This window comes from Kitasatospora sp. GP30, from assembly GCF_029892145.1.
Taxonomy (GTDB): Bacteria; Actinomycetota; Actinomycetes; order Streptomycetales; family Streptomycetaceae; genus Kitasatospora; species Kitasatospora acidiphila.
The window spans coordinates 19821-35624 of the sequence record NZ_JARZAH010000005.1 but is presented as its reverse complement, the minus strand read 5'-3'; the positions used below and the strand labels follow the sequence as shown (position 1 = coordinate 35624).

The following is a 15804-nucleotide window of genomic DNA, read 5'->3' as shown; positions in this document are numbered from 1 at the left end:
GAGCGGTGCCGGGCGCCTGATCCGCGCCCGCGACCCCAAGTCCTGTCAGCAGCATCCAAGCTGACAGGACGTCACACGCAGAGCACCTCGACGCCCTGGCTGCTGACCCTCTCGACCAGCTCGTCCGGCGCGTCGGTGTCGGTCACCAGCACGGCGATCTCACTGATCGCGCAGACCTGCGCGAAGGCCCGCTTGCCGAGCTTGGTGGAGTCGGCGGCCACGATCACCCGGTCCGCCCGCTCGGCCATGGCGCGGTTGGCGCTGGCCTCGCCCTCGTCGTGGGCGGCGGCGCCGAACCGGGGGTCGACGGCGTTGACTCCGAGCACCGCGTAGTCCAGCGAGATGCTCTGCAGCACCAGGTTGGCCAACGGCCCGGTCAGCTCGTAGGAGTTGGGCCGGGCCACGCCCCCGGTCACCACGGTCTTCACATACGGCCGCACCGCGAGCTCGTTGGCGATGTTGATCGCGTTGGTCACGATCGTCAGCGCCGTGCCGGCGGTCTGCTCCGCGAGGTCGGCCCGGGTGGCGAGCTCGCGGGCGACCTCCGAGGTGGTGGTGCCGCCGTTCAGGCCGACCACGGCGCCCGGCGGGATCAGCCCGGCCACGGCGCGCGCGATCCGGTGCTTCTCGTCGGCCTGGCGTGCGGTCTTGTAGCGCAGCGGCAGGTCGTACGCAACACCGCTCAGCACGGCGCCGCCGCGCGTCCGGGTCAGCAGCTGCTGGCGGGCCAGCTCCTCCATGTCGCGGCGGATCGTCGCGGCGGACACCCCGAGCAGTTCGGCGGCCTCGGCGACCTCGATCCGGCCCTGCTCGCCCAGGACCTCCAGCAGGCGCGTCCACCGCTCGTGCGTGCTCATCCCCACTCCTCAATCGTTGCGCGAACACCGAGCGTATCGCGCAGGCCAGTGGTGCCTTGACCTGCGGAGCATTGCGTGTTTCTGCTTGAAACGGCTATACATGACCATCTTCACGCAACGACCTCGCCCACAGGAGGACGCGGTGACCTAACGTCTCCGACGAGATGGCCAGCCGGCCCGCATACTGGCACCGCGCCATGCGGCTCACCCCGGCCGGCCTGCCCGCCCAGATCCGCCCGAGCGGTGCGACCGGCTCGCTCTCGCCACTCGACCCGCTCGCCGACCTGGTCCGCGCCCGGCGGCTCGCGGCCGAACCGGCCGAGCGCCGCGACCTCGACCCGGACCAGCCGCTGGGCCTCGGCCGCCCGGTCGTCCTGGCGACGTCATGACCGAGCCCAGCGAGGGCGACGAGGGCGCGCCGGTCGTCGCCCTCGACGTCGGCGGCACCCAGATCAAGGGCGGTGTGCTGGCCGAGGACGGCACCCTGGTGCAGTCCGAGCGTCGACCCACCCGGGCCGAGCGCGGACCGGACGCCGTCCTCGACACCGTGCTCACATTCGCCGCCGATCTCACCGAGCGGTACCGGCCCGCGGCGGCCGGCAGCGGCAGCAGCGATGCGTACGCCGGGGCCGAGGCGTTGCGCGCCGCCGGGGCCCGGGCGGTGGTCGCCTCGCTCGGGCCGGACGGCATGATCGCCCTTACGCCGCACGGCAGTTGGCGGCCAGCGCCACCGGCGGCGCTGGCCGGCAATCCCACCGGCGCGGGGGACGCGGCGGTCGCGGCCCTGGCCGTCGGCCTGGTCGCGCAGACCTCGTGGCCGATCCGGCTCGCCGAGGCGGTGGCGCTGTCCGCCGCCGCCGTCGCCGCCCCGCTCGCCGGTGACTTCGACCCCGCACTCCACCGCCGCCTGCTGCCGCAAGTGGCCGTCGAACCGCTCCGCACTCGTGAAGGAGGGTCCCCATGTCGCTGACCGGTACCGGTGAAGTCGTCGCCAAGGCCCTGAGCGCCGGGCGGGGTGTCGGCGCGTTCAACGTCATCCAGCTCGAACACGCGCAGGCGATCGTGGCCGGCGCCGAGGCCGCGGGCATGCCGGTGGTCCTGCAGCTCAGCGAGAACGCCGTCCGCTACCACGGCAGCCTCGCGCCGATCGGCGGTGCCATGCTGGCGGTCGCCGAGGCTGCCGAGCTGCCGGTCGCGGTCCACCTCGACCACGCCACCTCGGTCGAGCTGGTCGAGCAGGCCGTCGAACTCGGCTTCGGTTCCGTGATGTTCGACGCCTCGGTGCTGGACTACGAGCGGAACGTGCGGACCACCGCCGAGGTCGTCGTCCGCTGCCACGACGCGGGGCTCTGGGTGGAGGCGGAGCTCGGCGAGGTCGGCGGGAAGGACGGCGTGCACGCTCCCGGTGCCGCACCGACCCGGCCGAGGCCGCCGCGCTCGTCGCCGCCACGGGTGTGGACGCGCTCGCCGTCGCGGTCGGCAGCTCGCATGCCATGCTCACCCGGGACGCGGCGCTCGACTTCGGGCTGATCGCCGCACTGCGCGCGACCGTGCCGGTGCCGCTGGTGCTGCACCGCTCGTCCGGGGTCGCCGACGAGCACCTGGCCGAGGCGGTGCGGCACGGCATGACGAAGATCAACATCGCGACGCACCTCAACCAGGTCTTCAGCACCGCCGTCCGGGCGGCGCTGGCGGCCGACCCGCGGCTGGTCGACACCCGCCGCCATCTCGGCCCCGGCCGGGCGGCGATGGCCGCCCAGGTCACCCGGCTACTGGCGGTCCTCGACCCGGCGGTGGTGGGCTAGCCCCGACGGAAGGGCCGGTCACTGTCGCGGCACCCATGGATCCGACATCCGGTCGGGCCCGTGGGTGCCGTCCGTATTCTGTTCCGGCAGAGCTCCCTGACGCCGGGTCAGGCCTCCTCGATCCGCACCTGGTGGTCCGGCGCTTCCGGTGCGGCGAAGGCGAGCAGCCGCTCGGCCTCGGTGGTGGCCGCGGTGCGGGCGGGCCGGTCCAGGGCGGTGAACGGCCGCAGCACGGCGGTCGCCCGGTCATTCTCCCGCTCCAGCCGCCAGACCCCCGCGACGAAGCCGTCCACCAGGAGCGTGCCCAGCACGATGCCGTTGGCCGTCATCACCCGGTGGCGAAATGCCTCGGGCAGCACCCGGCTGCGGTCGGCATGGGAGAGCAGCAGATTGTCGAACGGGGCCACCAGCCGCACGGGTGCGGCGGTCGCCGGCTCGGGGCGCGGCGCCTCGGGCAGGTCGAACAGCGCCTTCCCCTGTTCGTCGCGGAACTCCACCAGCCGGTCCCGGAGCCGTTTGACCACGCCGGCCAGCCGGGTGAGGCCGGACCACTTCTGCAGGTCGGCGACGGTGGCGGGGCCGAACGCGGCCAGGTAGCGCAGCACCAGCTCGTCCCGGGCGGCCTCCGGAGCCGACCGGTCCAGCTCCCGGCCCAGCCAGTGTTCGGCCGTGGTGTGGGCCGCCGCGCCGCCGGCGCGCCAGAGTCCGCGCGGCGGCACCTGCACCAGGGCCAGCCGGGCCCGGAGCACTTGTGCCAGGGCGGCGGGGTCGCGGCCGGGGTGGTCGGCGGCCAGCAGGGTGCCCAACTCCTGGAAGGTGCGCGGTCGTTCCTCGATCAGCGCGCGGCCGCGCCGGGTCACCGCGTCGAGGTCGAGGTCGGCGAGCAGGCGGCCGCGGGCACCGGTCAGCGCCTGGTCGAGCGCCGGCTGGAGGAGCGGGCGCAGCCGCAGGCAGTCGGCTGCGGTGACCAGGTGGATGGTGGCGCGCTGCAGGCCGAGCCGGACCACCTGGCGGTCCGTCACCAGGTCGCTCAGCTGCTCCGGGCGGAATGCGGGCAGCCGGGACCAGAGGCCGTAGTAGGGCGGGTCGGCGGCCTGGGCTTGCAGGCCGACCAGCTGGGTGATCAGCTGGATCGGCGTCAACTCGGCGGAAGCCAGCAGGTGTTGACGGGCCAGCAGCGCCCGGTTCAGGGCCCGCCGCTCCAGCAGCGGCTCGGTCACCCGCGCCGCCGGGGGCGGGCGTCGAGCTCGGCGCGCAGCACGGCGATCCGGTTGGTGGTGAGCGAGGCCACGCCGAGGGCGCGCATCCGGCGCATGGTGCGGCGCAGGTCGACCGTCCAGGTGCTGACCAGCAATCCGGCGTCGGTCGCCCGCGCCATCAACTCCTCGGTCACCAGGCCGAAGGGCGGGTTGAGGTGGCGCGGGCGCAGGTCGGCCAGCAGAGCGGGCACCGGGAGCTCGGGCCGCTTCCAGGTGAGCGCTATCGGCACCTCGGGGGCCAGCTCCCGCACCGCGAACATGGCGGCCACCGGCCCGCAGAAGGCCACCTGCGACTCGGCACCCAGCTCGGTGACCGCCGCCCAGGTCGCCTTGGCGGGCGCGGGCTCGTCCAGGTCGATCAGCAGCTGGGCGGTCGGCGTCTCGGCCAGCAGGCTGAGCGCCTCGGCCAGGGTGGGCACCCGCTGGCCGCCCTCGAACTCCTGGGCGGCCAGTTGGCCGCTGGTCAGCGCGGAGACCGGCCGGTCCAGGCCCCAGAGCCGCTTGAGGGTGGGGTCGTGCAGCAGTACCGGGACCCGGTCGCGGGTGAGCTGCACGTCCACCTCGACGGCGTCCGCGCCCGCGGCCAGCGCGGCGGCCAGTGACGGCAGGGTGTTCTCCCGGTAGCGGTACGGGTCGCCGCGGTGGGCGACGGCGAGCGGCAGCGCGGGGTGGTCGACAGGTGACAGGGCGTCAGTCATCGGCGGTCTTTCGGAGGCGACGGCGGGTCAGCTGGCAAGCAATCAGGTGCGTTCGATCATCACATTGGTCGACTTGATGACCGCAGTCGCGGGGGCCCCCGGGACCAGCTCCAGTTCCTCGGCCGAGTCCCGGCTGATCAGCGAGACCACCCGGAACGGACCCGCCTGGATCTCCACCTGCGCCGCCACATCGCCGAGCACCACCTGCGTGACGATCCCCGGGAACCGGTTGCGCGCGGAGGACGGCGGTCGGCCCTCCGCCTCGGCGGTGCCGGGCCTGGCCAGCTCCCGGGCGAAGGCGGCCAGCGGCTCCCCCGGGATGATGCGATGCCCCTGCTCGTCCCGCTCGGCGGCGACCCGGCCGGCGTCGACCCAGCGGCGCATGGTGTCCGCACTCACCCCGAGCATCGCTGCGGCCTCACCGATGCGGTAGTTGTTGACCGACCGGCCCGGTTGGCCCATGGCACTCGCTCCCCTCGTTCGGCTGGTCACCACGGTCCCATCCTGCCGCATTCCCCGGCCTGGTCAGAGCCCGCCGAAGAGATCGCGCTGCACGGCGTCACAGGCCGTCAGCACGGCGCCGCTGAGAATCGCGCCACCGCCCGCCGTGCCAGCGCGGACCTCGGTGCGGAACGGCGAGAGGACGGCCAGCCGGGCGGCCACCCGGCCCGCGAGCGCCGCGCCGCCGGCCCGCCCGGTTTCGCCGCCGAGCACCACGCACCCCGGATCGAGGATCACGCACACCGCCGCCGCGCCGATCGCCACGCGCTCGGCCAGCTCGTCCAGGAACGGCTCCCCGGCGGGGCCGGCCGCCAACGCGGCCAGCATCGCGGCCTCGGCGGCGGGCGCGTCGTCCGCACCGCCACCCGGGACGGGCAGGCCATGGCGGCGGGCCAGCTCGCACACCGCCGCGCTGCCGGCCAGGCTGTGGAAGCCGCCGTCGCAGGTGGAGCGGTCGGGCAGGCCGCCGGTGCCGGGCACCGGCAGGAACCCGATCTCGCCGGTGCCGCCGGAGGAGCCGCGGCGCAGCTTGCCGTCGAGGACCACGGCGGCGCCGGTGCCGTGCCCGAGCCAGAACAGCACGAAGGTGTCCCGGTCGGTGGCGGCGCCGAGGCGGTGTTCGGCGATGCCGGCCAGGTTGACCTCGTTCTCCAGGATCACCTCACCGGTCGGGCCGGCGCGCAGCTCGGCGACCAACTCGGCGTGCCATTGCGGCAGTTGGCTGGTGGAGCGGAGCTGCCCGGTGGCCGGGTCGACCAGGCCGGGGGCGCCGACGGCCACGGTGTGCAGCCCGCGGGCGCCGGCCTGCCGGGCGGCGTCGAGCAGGGTCCGCAGCACCTGCTGGGCGAAGCCGGGCGGCGGTCCCGCGGGATCGACCGGGAGCGCGGCGGTGGCGAGGGTCCGGCCGGTGAGATCCGCGACGGTGAGGGTGACGCCGACCGTGCGGACGTCGATGCCGGCCAGATGGGCGCGGTCGGCGCGCAGGCCGTAGACCCGGGCGTTGGGCCCGCGGCGCTGCTCGCCGCGCTCGCCGACGATGCCGACCAGGCCGCCGTGTTGCAGGCGTTCCAGTAGATCGGCGACGGTGGGCCGGGAGAGACCGGTGAGCGTGCGCAACTCGGTGGCGGTGAGTGACCCATGGGTCAGGAGCAGGTCCAGGGCCAGCCGGTCGTTGATCGCACGGGCGGTGCTCGGGGTGGCCGTGCGCGCGGTGGTCATGGCATGGCATCCTTCCAGATCTATCTATCAGGTTCCCTTCCTGATAATTTACTCGCAACTTCGCCGACGGCTCGCCGAGAGCTCGTCAACGTTTCGCCGAGAGCTCGTCAACGGGAGGGACCCAGCCATGCCATCCAGCCCACGCCCGCTGCGCCGAGCCAGGGTGGGCATCGCCGCCGTCTTCGCCGTCCACGGCGCGGTGGCCGGCACCTTCGCCAGCCGGATCCCGGCGCTGCAGGGCGCGGACCACCTGTCGGCGGGTCAGCTGGGCCTGGCGCTGGTGATGCCCGCGCTCGGCGCCTCGCTGGCGATGCCACTGGCCGGCCGGATCACGCACCGGCTCGGCTCCAAGGCCGCGCTGCGGCTCCTGCTGGCGCTGTGGTGCCTGGCGCTGGTCCCGCCCGCGGTGGCGCCGGGGCTCCCCTCGCTCTGCCTGGCCCTGGCGGTCTACGGCGCCGCCGCCGGCATGGCCGACGTCACCATGAACGCCATCGGCGTCGAGGTGGAGAGCCGGATGGGCCGGGCGATCATGTCCGGGCTGCACGGCATGTGGAGCTTCGGCGGACTGGTCGCCGCCGCCGGCGGGGCGCTGGCCGCCCGTCAGCACCTGGGGCCCCGCCCGCACCTGCTGCTGGCCGCCGTGGTGCTGCTGGCGATCGGGCAGCTGGCCTGCACCCGGGTGCTGGACGTGCGGCCGGAGCCGGAGGCCGAGGCGCCGCCGCGGTTCCCGCTGCCGCCGCGCTCGGCGGTGGTGATCGGACTGGTCGGGTTCTGCGCGGTGTTCGCCGAGGGAGCCGGGATGGACTGGTCGGGCGTCTACCTGCGCGATGTCACCCATGCGGCGCCGGGCATGGCGGCGATGGCCTACACCGCGTTCGCCTGCACCATGGCCATTGCCCGGCTGGCCGGCGACGCGGTGGTGCGGCGGCTCGGACCGGTGCGCGCGGTGCGGGCCGGCGGCGCGGTGGCCGCGGCGGGCGGGGTGCTGGTGGTGGCCGCGACCGGCCCGGCGGTGGCGATCCCGGGGTTCGCACTGATCGGCATCGGCATCGCCGTCGTGGTCCCGCTCGCCTTCGCGGCGGCCGGCCACGCCGGGCCCAACCCGAGCCAGGCGATCGCGGGGGTGGCCACGGTCACCTACACCTCCGGGCTGGTGGCGCCGGCGATCGTGGGCAGTGTGGCGCAGGGCAGTTCGCTGCGGGTCTCGTTCGCGCTGGTGACGGCGCTGGTGGCGGTGCTGGTCCTGGCGGCGGGAGCGCTGCGATCGGGCGCGGGGGCGGCGGGCGGCGTCGACCAGGCCCAGGCCCAGGAGCGGACGGGGGTCTGAGGCAGGCACAGCCGTTCGAGTGGTGTTCGAGTCATAGGGCATTACGGCGGATCGAGCCGGGGACGGTGAGCCCGCCGGATTCCCCCGGCGCCCCTGAAGCAGAGAGAGGCACTGAACCCGCATGAGCACCACCCGACGAACCGCGCGCGCCCTGCTGGTGGCCGCGACCGCCATCGCACTAGCCGCGCCCGCCGCCATGGCCGCCGCGGACACCACGGACCACGACAGGCACGTCCGCGAGTACGCCTGCGACAACCTCCGCCCCGACACGGGCCCCGAAGGCCGCTGGGACGGCTTCGGCGGCTGCGAGGTCGCCCGCGGCAACCTCCCCGAGCACGGGCCCGTGTTCGGGGACTTCAAGATCCGGCACAAGCACAGCGATTTCGTCGTCCTGTGCGAGGCCCGCCACGATGAGCCGTCCGGCTTCGCCGACCTGCCGTTCCACGTCGAAGGCCGCGACTGCCGCCCCGTCCACGAGCACGGGTAGCCCCGCGGTTGTGAGAGGCTCGGCGGGTGCCTGATTCCGCCCCGCCGAGCCGTCTGCTCCGTTCCCGCTGGACCCGGCCCGTGCTGCTGGTGCTGATCCTGGCAGCCGCGGCCGGGTCGGCGGCGTTCTGGGATCCGCGCACGGTGATCGGCACGGTGCCCACCCTCTGGCGGGCCCCGGCCTTCGTGCTGCTGTTCGCGCTGGGCACGCTGGCGTTCCTGCCCAAGCCGGCGCTGAGTGTGGCGGCCGGGGTGCTGTTCGGGGCCCGCTGGGGTGCGCCGGTGGCGGTGCTGGGCACCACGCTGGGGGCGGCGATCGCCTTCGGGCTGGGGCGCGGCCTGGGACAGCGGGCGCTGCGCCCGCTGCTGCGCGGCCGGGCGCTGGGCGCGCTGGACCGGCAGCTCACCGAGCAGGGGTTCCGCACCGTGCTGGTGCTGCGGCTGGTGCCGGGGGTGCCGTTCCAGGCGGTCAACCTGGGCGCGGCGGTGTGCGGGGTGCGGCTCGGCCCGTACCTGGCGGGGACGGCGCTCGGGGTGCTGCCCGCCACCGCCGCCTACGCGGTGGCGGGTGCCTCGGCGGGGACGCCCGGTTCGCCGGCCTTCCTGCTGTCGACGGCGGTGATCCTGGTGCTGGGCGCGCTCAGCCTGGCCGTCCTCTGGCGCGACCGGCGCAGCCGCCGCCGGGCCGCCGCGGCCTGAAGCCGCCTCACATTCCGCCCGCGACGCGCAGGATCGCGCCCGTGGTGTAGGAGGCGTCCGGGGAGAGCAGCCAGGCGATGGCGGCGGCGATCTCCTCGGGGCGGCCGGGGCGGCGCAGCGGCACGGCGGGCGCGACCCGGGCGGCCCGGCCGGGTTCGCCGCCGAGGGCGTGGAACTCGGTGTCGGTGGTGCCGGGGGCCACGGCGTTGACCCGGATGCCGGCGGGGCCGAGTTCCTTGGCGAGCCCGATGGTGAGGGCGTCGACGGCGGCCTTGGTGGCGGCGTAGTGCACGTATTCGCCGGGGCTGCCGAGGGTGGCGGCGGCCGAAGAGACATTCACGATGGCCCCGCCGGCGCCGAAGTCCCGGGCGGCGCGGCGGGCGCACAGCAGGTAGCCGACCAGGTTGACGTCCACCACCCGGCGCAGGTCGTCGGTGCGCAGGTCGGCGAGCGGGCCGCTCAGGCTGGTGACGGCGGCGTTGTTGACCAGCCCGGTGGCGGGGCCGAGCCGCTCGGCGGCCTGCTCGAAGAACTGCTCGACATCGGCCTCGACGGCGGTGTCCAGGCGCAGCGCGACGGCCGTGGCCCCGGCAGCGCGGGCCTGTGCGGCGACCTGCTCGGCGGCCTGCCCGTCCTGGCGGTAGCCGATCGCGAGGTCGTGGCCGTCGGCGGCGAGGCGCCGGCAGAGGGCCGCACCGATACCGCGGCTGCCGCCGGTGACCAGGGTGACGGGTCGTGACATTGGTGCTCCTCGGTCGTCGTTGGTTCGCGTCGAGCGTCTTTGGTTCGCATCGAGGCTATCCGGCGGAAATCGGTCGCCCCTGGCGGCCCGGGTGGGCCAGGATGGCGGCATGACCGAGAGCAGCAGCGTGAAGCGCCTGGATCCCCCGAACGCCGCCGACGAGGCGGGGATGCTCGCCGCCTGGCTGGACTTCCACCGCAAGACCCTGGCCATCAAGTGCGCCGGTCTGACGGCGGAACAGCTGAGGAAGCGTTCGGTGGCGCCGTCCTCGTTGACCCTGCTCGGTCTGGTGCGGCACCTCGCGGAGGTGGAGCACTACTGGTACCAGGTGGTGCTGCTCGGCGGGGACGACACCTCGCTGTACTGCGAGGCGGACCGGGACGGCGACCTCAACGACGTGGACACCGCCGATCCGGGCGAGGCCTTCGCCACCTGGCGGCGGCAGATCGAGCTGGCGGAGCAGGCGGTGGCGGGGCTCCCGCTGGACACCGTGGGCCGGAAGCAGCGCCGCAACGGGGATGTGACGTTGCGCTGGATCCAGGTGCACATGATCGAGGAGTACGCCCGCCACAACGGGCACGCGGACCTGCTGCGGGAGGCGGTGGACGGCGTCACCGGGGAGTGACCTGGCGTCAATTCCGGTTGACATCTGTGGCATTCGGGTGATGTTCGGCCGGACCCGGGAACCCTCCACCGACCTGCGGCGTCCGCTCTCAGTAAGAGCGGTGTATGCCATCGGCATGCACCACGAGTTCGACGGCGCGCCAGGGCGGGCGCCAATGCGGTGATCAGTGCGATACTCGGACAGTTCCGACGGGTGGATGACGCGTCAGCTGGTCGCACCGCACACGGAACCGACCGGGGATCAGGACAGGGAGGCGCGGCATGGGAGCACTTCGCGACGAGCACCACAACGGGTGGCTGATGCCGTCCGGGAGCTACCCGGCTGCGGTGTACGAGGACGACTGGGGCACCGCCGACACCATTCCGGCGCTGCCCAACCCGGCGCGGATCGTCTCCGTGAAGCCGACCGGGTTCGAGTCGGCCCGCACCGTCGGTGAGCACGTTCGGTCCGGCACCCCCGTGGTGATGGACGTGACCGAGATGGATGACGCCGAGGCCAAGCGCATGGTCGACTTCGCCTCCGGTCTGGTCTTCGGCACCCAGGGCGGGATCGAGCGGATCGCCCGCCGGGTCTTCCTGCTCACCCCGCCGGAGGTCGAGGTGATGGTGATCGACCGGCCGCTGGACGACACCGGGTTCTACAACCAGAGCTGACCGGGGCCGCCCTGGGCGGGGGATCAGCTGCCGAACGGCAGCTCCAGCTCTGCCCAGACCACCTTGCCGTCCTTGGTCGGCCGGCTGCCCCAGCGGTGGGCCAGCTCGTTCACCAGGTACATCCCCCGCCCGCCCTCGTCCTCCGAGCCGGCCGGGCGCAGCCGGGGCTGCTGGCGCCCGGTGTCGCCGACCTCCAGGGTGAGCGTGCGGTCCCGGAAGAGCCGCAGCCGCAGCGGCTCGCCACCGTGCACCAGGGCGTTGGTGACCAGCTCGCTGACCAGCAGCTCGGCGAAGTCGGCCAGCGAGATCAGGCCCCAGGCGGTCAGCGCGCCACGGGTGAACCGGCGGGCCGCGGCCGGGATCGGGCCCTCGCCGGTCAGCGGCAGGGTGGCGATCCGGTCCCGGGGCACCGGCAGCGCCCGTGCCATGATCATCGCCACGTCGTCCTCGCTGCCGTCGCGGACCAGTGCCGAGATGACCGCGTCGCTGTGCGCCTCCAGGGTGCGGCCGCGCGCAGCCAGGGTGGCGCACAGCTGGTCGATGCCCTCGTCGATGTCGGCGCCTCGGCGTTCCACCAGGCCGTCGGTGTAGAGGGTCAGGATGCCGCCCTCGGGCAGGCTGAACTCGGTGTTCTCGAAGACCGCGCCGCCGACCCCGAGCGGCACCCCGGGCGGGGTGTCCAGCACCCGGGCCTCGCCCGAGGGGCCCATCACCACCGGCGGCAGGTGCCCGGCGCTGGCCACCGTGCAGCCGCGGTCCACCGGGTCGTAGACCGCGCAGACGCAGGTGGCGAACTGGCCCTCGCCGATCCCGTTGGCGGTCTCGTCCAGCCGGGCCAGCACCTGGGCGGGCGGCATGTCCAGGGTGGCCAGGGTGCGGGCGACGGTGCGCAGCTGGCCCATGGTGGCGGCGGCCCGGATGCCGTGGCCCATCACGTCGCCGACCACCAGCGCGACCCGCCCGCAGGAGAGCGGCACCACGTCGAACCAGTCACCGCCGACCTCGCTGACCACGCTGCTCGGCAGGTAGCGGTAGGCGATCTCCAGGCCGAGCGTGCGGTGGACCTCCTGCGGCAGCAGACTGCGCTGCAGGGTGAGCGCGGTGTCCCGTTCCCGCCGGTAGAGCCGGGCGTTGTCGATGCTCACGGCGGTGCGGGCGACCAGTTCCTCGGCCAGCGCCACATCGGCCTCGCCGAACGGCTCCGGGTTGCGGGTGCGGACGAACTCGGCACCGCCGAGCACCATGCCGCGGGCCAGCAGCGGCACCAGCAGGTAGGAGTGCAAGCCGGCGGCGAGCGCGGGTTCGACCCGCTCCTGGCGGGCCGCGATGGTCCGCAGCTTGGCCTCGTCCATGTGGGGGACGTACAGCGTGCGGCCGCTGCGCAGGCTCTTGGTGTACACCCGGCTGGATTCGTAGGCGGTGGTCTCGCCGATCGCGTCGGCGGCGGTGGTGAGGGCGTCCTCGAACGCCTCCCCGGCCGCCACCGCGCGCAGCAGCACGCCCTGGTCGGGCGCCAGCACGCCGGGTTCCTCGCCCTGCAGGATCGGGTCGAGCAGGTCGACGGTGGCGAAGTCGGCGAACCGCGGAACGACGGCGGCGATCAGCTCTTCGGCGGTCCGCTGCATGTCCAGCGTGGTGCCGATCCGGGCGTTGGCCTGGGCAAGCAGGGTGAGCCGCTCCTGGGCCCGGGCGGCGCGGGCCTCGGCCTGGAACCTCCCGGTGACGTCGATGATCGAGGAGCTGACGCCGAGCACCCGCCCGGCCGGGTCGGCGAGCCGGAAGTAGGAGGCCGACCAGGCGTGCTCGTGGCCGGGGTCGCCCGGGGTGCGGCCGTGCGAGCGGGCGTCCAGCACCGGCTCGCCGGTGAGCAGCACGTGGCGCATCACGGCCTCGATCTCGGTGGCGTTGATGCCGGGCAGTACGGCGTTGATCCGGTGGCCGAGGTGGTCGGCGACCGGCAGGCCATTGAACCGGGCGAGCGCTTCGTTGAGCCGGACGAAGCGCAACTCGGTGTCGTAGACGGCCAGGCCGATCGGGGACTGGGTGAAGAAGCCGTCGAGCACGGCGAGGTTGGCCTCGACCTGCTGGACGGCTTGCACGTCGGTGCCGGTGGCCAGCACCAGCGGGCGGCCGCCCGGGCCGCTGATGCCGTAGGTGCGCAGCTCCAGCCGGACTTCATGGCCGTCCTTGTGACGGACCGGGAAGACCCCGGACCAGCGGCGGCCGCCGAGCACCCGCTCGTAGAGCCCCATCGCCGCGCCGCGCTGCCGCTCGGTGGTGAGCAGCGGGGCCGCGCGCTGCCCGACGATCTCGTCCGCCGACCAGCCGAGCAGCCGTTCGGCGTCCTCGCTCCAGTGCAGCACCACGCCGTCGGCGTCGAGCAGGGCGGTGGCGAGTGGGACCAGGCGGTGGCCGTTCAGGCGGGCGGGGTCGATGTGCGGTGCTGGTGTGTCCATCGGCAACCACCCGGCGGCTCGGCTTCGGTCGGCTCGCTTCCAGGTTGCCTGGTGCTGGGCGCGGCGGCGACCGGTGGTGACCTCGGGTCAGTTCTGCTCCACCGGTGCGGCGGCCGCGCCGTCCACGGCTGCCTGGAGCATCGCCGACCACTGCCTGACCACCCCGGACCGGCGCTGGGAGTCGTCGGTGAGCAGGTTGGCCAGGCCCAGGCCGCGGGCCAGGTCGAGGGTGGCCTGCACGGTCTCGCGGACACCCGGGGTGCCCTCGTCGAGGCCGAGGAACTCCAGGGCGGCCCGGTGGGACTCGCGGCCGACCCGGTTCTCCAGGGCGATGATCCGGGCCCGCAGCGGCTCCTCGGTGGCGGCGGCCACCCACAGGTGCAGGGCGGCACGGAACAGCGGGCCGGTGTAGAGGCGGATGATCAACTCCACCACCGCCTCGGTGCGGGCCGGACCGAGCGGCGGCAGCTCCCCGGTGTCGGCGCGCAGGGCGGCCAGCCGCTCGGCTGCCACGTGTTCGACGGCGGCGGTGAAGAGGTCCTCCCGGGTCGGGAAGTGGTGCTGGGCGGCACCCCGGGTGACGCCGGCGCGTTCGGCCACCACGGTGACCGTGCTGCCGTTCCAGCCGAGCTCGGCCAGGCAGTCGACGGCGGCCTCCAGGAGCCGCTGGCGAGTGGCGCGGCTGCGGTCCTGCTGGGGGGTGCGGGCGGCGGTGCTCATGACGGTGAGGTCCTTCGGTGGTCCAACGGCGGCACGGGTGACGGGGCCCGGCCACCGCATCTTTGCAGACGGTGGCCGGGGTGCGCCTTGGGGCGGCTAGCGCCCGCGCAGCTCACGGCGGAGGATCTTGCCACTGGCGGACTTGGGCACCGCGCTCAGGAAGTCGACGAAACGGACCTTCTTGTACGGGGCGACCCGGTCGGCCACGTAGGCGATCACCTCCGCCTCGGTGAGGCTGCTGCCCGCCGCCCGCACCACGAAGGCCTTGGGGCGCTCGGTGCCCTCCACGTCGGTGACGCCGACCACGGCGGCGTCCACGATCTGCGGGTGGGTCAGCAGCAGGGCCTCCAGCTCGGCCGGGGCGACCTGGTAGCCCTTGTACTTGATCAGCTCCTTCACCCGATCGATGACATGCAGATAGCCGTTCTCGTCCTGGTAGCCGATGTCGCCGGTGTGCAGCCAGCCGTCCGCGTCGATCATCGCGGAGGTGTCGGTGGGGCGGCCGAGGTAGCCCTTCATCACCTGCGGTCCGCGGATCAGGATCTCGCCGGACACCCCGAAGCCGGCGTCGGTCTCCAGGCCGTCGGTGCTGATCACCCGCAGCTCGGTGCCGGCGATCAGCTTGCCGACCCCGCCGGGCGCGCGGTTCGGGTCGTCGAGCAGGTCGACATGGCTGGCGGGTGACAGCTCGGTCATGCCGTAGCCCTGCTGGATGGCCGGGAGCTTCAGCCGGGCCGCGGCGACGGCGGCCAGCTCGGCGTCCAGCGGGGCGGCGGCGCTGAGCACGTAGCGCAGCGAGGAGAGGTCGTACCGGTCCACCAGCGGGTGCTTGGCCAGCGCCAGCACCACCGGCGGCGCCACCAGCAGGCCCTCCACCTGGTACTGCTGGATCGCGGTCAGGAACTGCTCCAGGTCGAACCGGGGCAGCACGATCACGGTGCCGCCGGCCCGCAGCGGGCGGTGCATCAGCATCGTCAGACCGTAGATGTGGAAGTACGGCAGGACGGCGAGCATCCGCTCGCCGGGGTGGACCGGGCGCACTGCGTCCACCTGGCTCAGGTTGGTGGCGATCGACTGGTGAGTGAGCATCACGCCCTTGGGCAGGCCGGTGGTGCCGCTGGAGTAGGGCAGCGCGGCCAGGTCGGTGGCCGGGTCGATGGCCGGCACCGGGGCCGGGGTGGTGGCGGGCAGGTCGCCGAGGGTGCGGTGGCCGGCCCCGGGTGCGCCGGCGGCCAGGTCGAGCAGGAGGATCTCGCGCACCTTCGGACCGCCGTCGGCGGTGGCGGCCAGTGAGACCGGCAGCAGCACCTCGGCCGTGGTGATCCACTGGGCGCGGCTGTCCCGCAGCTGGTCGGCCAACTCGCCCGGGGTGGCCAGTGAGGAGACGGTGGTGAGCACGGCGCCGACCCGGCTGACGGCGTAGACCGCGACCGGGTAGGCGATCGAGTTGGGGCTGTGCAGCGCCACGACGTCCCCCGCCGCCACCCCGGCCGCGGCCAGTCCGGCGGCCACCCGCTCGACGGCGTCGGCCAGTTGGGCGTAGCTCAGGCTCTCGCCGGTGACGCCGTCGATCAGCGCGGGTGCCTCACCGAACCGGTCGGCGCCGCCCAGTACCGCCTCATGGAGCGGCAGTTCGACCAGGGGGACATCGGGGAACTCGCTGCGAAAAGCCATCGCCACTCCTGCTACTGGGTATCCGGATCTGACGCGCACCGCGGTGGCGCCGGTTGCCGAAGGTGCTGCTACCCCGGTGCCCGG

The 15804-nt window shown here is 74.2% G+C and carries 16 protein-coding genes and 1 pseudogene; 8 read left to right on the top strand and 9 right to left on the bottom strand.

Annotated features, from left to right (window positions below):
* Positions 1 to 71 precede the first annotated feature (71 nt).
* Positions 72 to 857, bottom strand: a complete 786-nt coding sequence (locus P3T35_RS10165) for a DeoR/GlpR family DNA-binding transcription regulator (RefSeq protein WP_101384393.1) — start codon at positions 855 to 857, stop codon at positions 72 to 74.
* A gap of 164 nt (positions 858 to 1021) precedes the next feature.
* On the opposite strand from P3T35_RS10165, the gene P3T35_RS10160 reads away from it, so the two are divergent.
* The 3 genes and pseudogenes from P3T35_RS10160 (at position 1022) to P3T35_RS10150 (ending at position 2662) form a co-directional block, all read left to right on the top strand.
* Complete coding sequence (locus tag P3T35_RS10160; protein ID WP_101384392.1) at positions 1022 to 1246, top strand: hypothetical protein; 225 nt, start codon at positions 1022 to 1024, stop codon at positions 1244 to 1246.
* Positions 1243 to 1827 (top strand): PfkB family carbohydrate kinase, encoded by a 585-nt coding sequence (locus tag P3T35_RS10155; RefSeq protein WP_101384391.1) that lies wholly within the window; start codon positions 1243 to 1245, stop codon positions 1825 to 1827. Before P3T35_RS10160 ends, P3T35_RS10155 begins: the two co-directional genes overlap by 4 nt.
* Positions 1818 to 2662: pseudogene (locus tag P3T35_RS10150) on the top strand (class II fructose-bisphosphate aldolase). Before P3T35_RS10155 ends, P3T35_RS10150 begins: the two are co-directional and overlap by 10 nt.
* A gap of 107 nt (positions 2663 to 2769) precedes the next feature.
* Here P3T35_RS10150 and P3T35_RS10145 read toward each other — a convergent pair.
* The 4 genes from P3T35_RS10145 to P3T35_RS10130 all read right to left on the bottom strand — a co-directional run bounded on the left by P3T35_RS10145 (position 2770) and on the right by P3T35_RS10130 (position 6338).
* Positions 2770 to 3882: a winged helix DNA-binding domain-containing protein gene (locus P3T35_RS10145; RefSeq protein WP_101384390.1), complete on the bottom strand. Its 1113-nt coding sequence runs from the start codon at positions 3880 to 3882 to the stop codon at positions 2770 to 2772.
* Complete coding sequence (locus tag P3T35_RS10140; RefSeq protein WP_101384389.1) at positions 3879 to 4619, bottom strand: glycerophosphodiester phosphodiesterase; 741 nt, start codon at positions 4617 to 4619, stop codon at positions 3879 to 3881. The genes P3T35_RS10145 and P3T35_RS10140 overlap by 4 nt, the downstream gene beginning before the upstream one ends.
* A gap of 42 nt (positions 4620 to 4661) precedes the next feature.
* Positions 4662 to 5081 carry a helix-turn-helix transcriptional regulator gene (locus P3T35_RS10135; protein WP_101384388.1) on the bottom strand — a complete coding sequence of 140 codons (420 nt, stop codon included), beginning with the start codon at positions 5079 to 5081 and terminating at the stop codon, positions 4662 to 4664.
* Positions 5082 to 5144: 63 nt separating this feature from the next.
* Positions 5145 to 6338 (bottom strand): ROK family transcriptional regulator, encoded by a 1194-nt coding sequence (locus P3T35_RS10130; RefSeq protein WP_101384387.1) that lies wholly within the window; start codon positions 6336 to 6338, stop codon positions 5145 to 5147.
* Positions 6339 to 6465: 127 nt separating this feature from the next.
* On the opposite strand from P3T35_RS10130, the gene P3T35_RS10125 reads away from it, so the two are divergent.
* The 3 genes from P3T35_RS10125 (at position 6466) to P3T35_RS10115 (ending at position 8850) form a co-directional block, all read left to right on the top strand.
* Positions 6466 to 7665 carry an MFS transporter gene (locus P3T35_RS10125; protein ID WP_101384386.1) on the top strand — a complete coding sequence of 400 codons (1200 nt, stop codon included), beginning with the start codon at positions 6466 to 6468 and terminating at the stop codon, positions 7663 to 7665.
* 121 nt (positions 7666 to 7786) lie between these two features.
* A complete protein-coding gene (locus tag P3T35_RS10120; RefSeq protein ID WP_101384385.1) occupies positions 7787 to 8152 on the top strand; it encodes a hypothetical protein in 366 nt (121 codons plus the stop codon).
* Between the two features lie 26 nt (positions 8153 to 8178).
* Positions 8179 to 8850, top strand: a complete 672-nt coding sequence (locus P3T35_RS10115) for a VTT domain-containing protein (protein ID WP_101384384.1) — start codon at positions 8179 to 8181, stop codon at positions 8848 to 8850.
* A gap of 7 nt (positions 8851 to 8857) precedes the next feature.
* Here P3T35_RS10115 and P3T35_RS10110 read toward each other — a convergent pair whose 3' ends face one another.
* Positions 8858 to 9592, bottom strand: a complete 735-nt coding sequence (locus P3T35_RS10110; RefSeq protein ID WP_101384383.1) for an SDR family oxidoreductase — start codon at positions 9590 to 9592, stop codon at positions 8858 to 8860.
* Between the two features lie 109 nt (positions 9593 to 9701).
* Here P3T35_RS10110 and P3T35_RS10105 point away from each other — a divergent pair, with 109 nt between their 5' ends.
* Complete coding sequence (locus P3T35_RS10105) at positions 9702 to 10217, top strand: DinB family protein (protein ID WP_101384382.1); 516 nt, start codon at positions 9702 to 9704, stop codon at positions 10215 to 10217.
* Positions 10218 to 10477: 260 nt separating this feature from the next.
* A complete protein-coding gene (locus P3T35_RS10100) occupies positions 10478 to 10870 on the top strand; it encodes a cell division protein SepF (protein WP_101384381.1) in 393 nt (130 codons plus the stop codon).
* Positions 10871 to 10893: 23 nt separating this feature from the next.
* Here the strand turns inward: P3T35_RS10100 and P3T35_RS10095 are convergent, their stop codons facing one another.
* The 3 genes from P3T35_RS10095 to P3T35_RS10085 form a co-directional block, all read right to left on the bottom strand.
* Positions 10894 to 13326: a SpoIIE family protein phosphatase gene (locus P3T35_RS10095; protein ID WP_101384380.1), complete on the bottom strand. Its 2433-nt coding sequence runs from the start codon at positions 13324 to 13326 to the stop codon at positions 10894 to 10896.
* Positions 13327 to 13413: 87 nt separating this feature from the next.
* On the bottom strand, positions 13414 to 14046 hold the full coding sequence (locus P3T35_RS10090) for a TetR/AcrR family transcriptional regulator (protein WP_101384379.1): 633 nt from the start codon (positions 14044 to 14046) through the stop codon (positions 13414 to 13416).
* A 96-nt stretch (positions 14047 to 14142) separates the two neighbouring features.
* The gene (locus P3T35_RS10085; protein ID WP_101384378.1) at positions 14143 to 15720 is read right to left on the bottom strand and encodes an AMP-binding protein; all 1578 of its coding nucleotides are present in this window, start codon (positions 15718 to 15720) and stop codon (positions 14143 to 14145) included.
* Positions 15721 to 15804: the final 84 nt, after the last annotated feature.

What these genes read in the sequence shown, in the direction of transcription:
- P3T35_RS10165 (WP_101384393.1), bottom strand. Translation starts at nt 857, where the DNA reads ATGAGCACGCACGAGCGGTGGACGCGCCTGCTGGAGGTCCTGGGCGAG.
- P3T35_RS10160 (WP_101384392.1), top strand. Translation starts at nt 1,022, where the DNA reads ATGGCCAGCCGGCCCGCATACTGGCACCGCGCCATGCGGCTCACCCCG.
- P3T35_RS10155 (WP_101384391.1), top strand. Translation starts at nt 1,243, where the DNA reads ATGACCGAGCCCAGCGAGGGCGACGAGGGCGCGCCGGTCGTCGCCCTC.
- P3T35_RS10140 (WP_101384389.1), bottom strand. Translation starts at nt 4,619, where the DNA reads ATGACTGACGCCCTGTCACCTGTCGACCACCCCGCGCTGCCGCTCGCC.
- P3T35_RS10135 (WP_101384388.1), bottom strand. Translation starts at nt 5,081, where the DNA reads ATGGGCCAACCGGGCCGGTCGGTCAACAACTACCGCATCGGTGAGGCC.
- P3T35_RS10130 (WP_101384387.1), bottom strand. Translation starts at nt 6,338, where the DNA reads ATGACCACCGCGCGCACGGCCACCCCGAGCACCGCCCGTGCGATCAAC.
- P3T35_RS10125 (WP_101384386.1), top strand. Translation starts at nt 6,466, where the DNA reads ATGCCATCCAGCCCACGCCCGCTGCGCCGAGCCAGGGTGGGCATCGCC.
- P3T35_RS10120 (WP_101384385.1), top strand. Translation starts at nt 7,787, where the DNA reads ATGAGCACCACCCGACGAACCGCGCGCGCCCTGCTGGTGGCCGCGACC.
- P3T35_RS10110 (WP_101384383.1), bottom strand. Translation starts at nt 9,592, where the DNA reads ATGTCACGACCCGTCACCCTGGTCACCGGCGGCAGCCGCGGTATCGGT.
- P3T35_RS10105 (WP_101384382.1), top strand. Translation starts at nt 9,702, where the DNA reads ATGACCGAGAGCAGCAGCGTGAAGCGCCTGGATCCCCCGAACGCCGCC.
- P3T35_RS10100 (WP_101384381.1), top strand. Translation starts at nt 10,478, where the DNA reads ATGGGAGCACTTCGCGACGAGCACCACAACGGGTGGCTGATGCCGTCC.
- P3T35_RS10095 (WP_101384380.1), bottom strand. Translation starts at nt 13,326, where the DNA reads ATGGACACACCAGCACCGCACATCGACCCCGCCCGCCTGAACGGCCAC.
- P3T35_RS10090 (WP_101384379.1), bottom strand. Translation starts at nt 14,046, where the DNA reads ATGAGCACCGCCGCCCGCACCCCCCAGCAGGACCGCAGCCGCGCCACT.
- P3T35_RS10085 (WP_101384378.1), bottom strand. Translation starts at nt 15,720, where the DNA reads ATGGCTTTTCGCAGCGAGTTCCCCGATGTCCCCCTGGTCGAACTGCCG.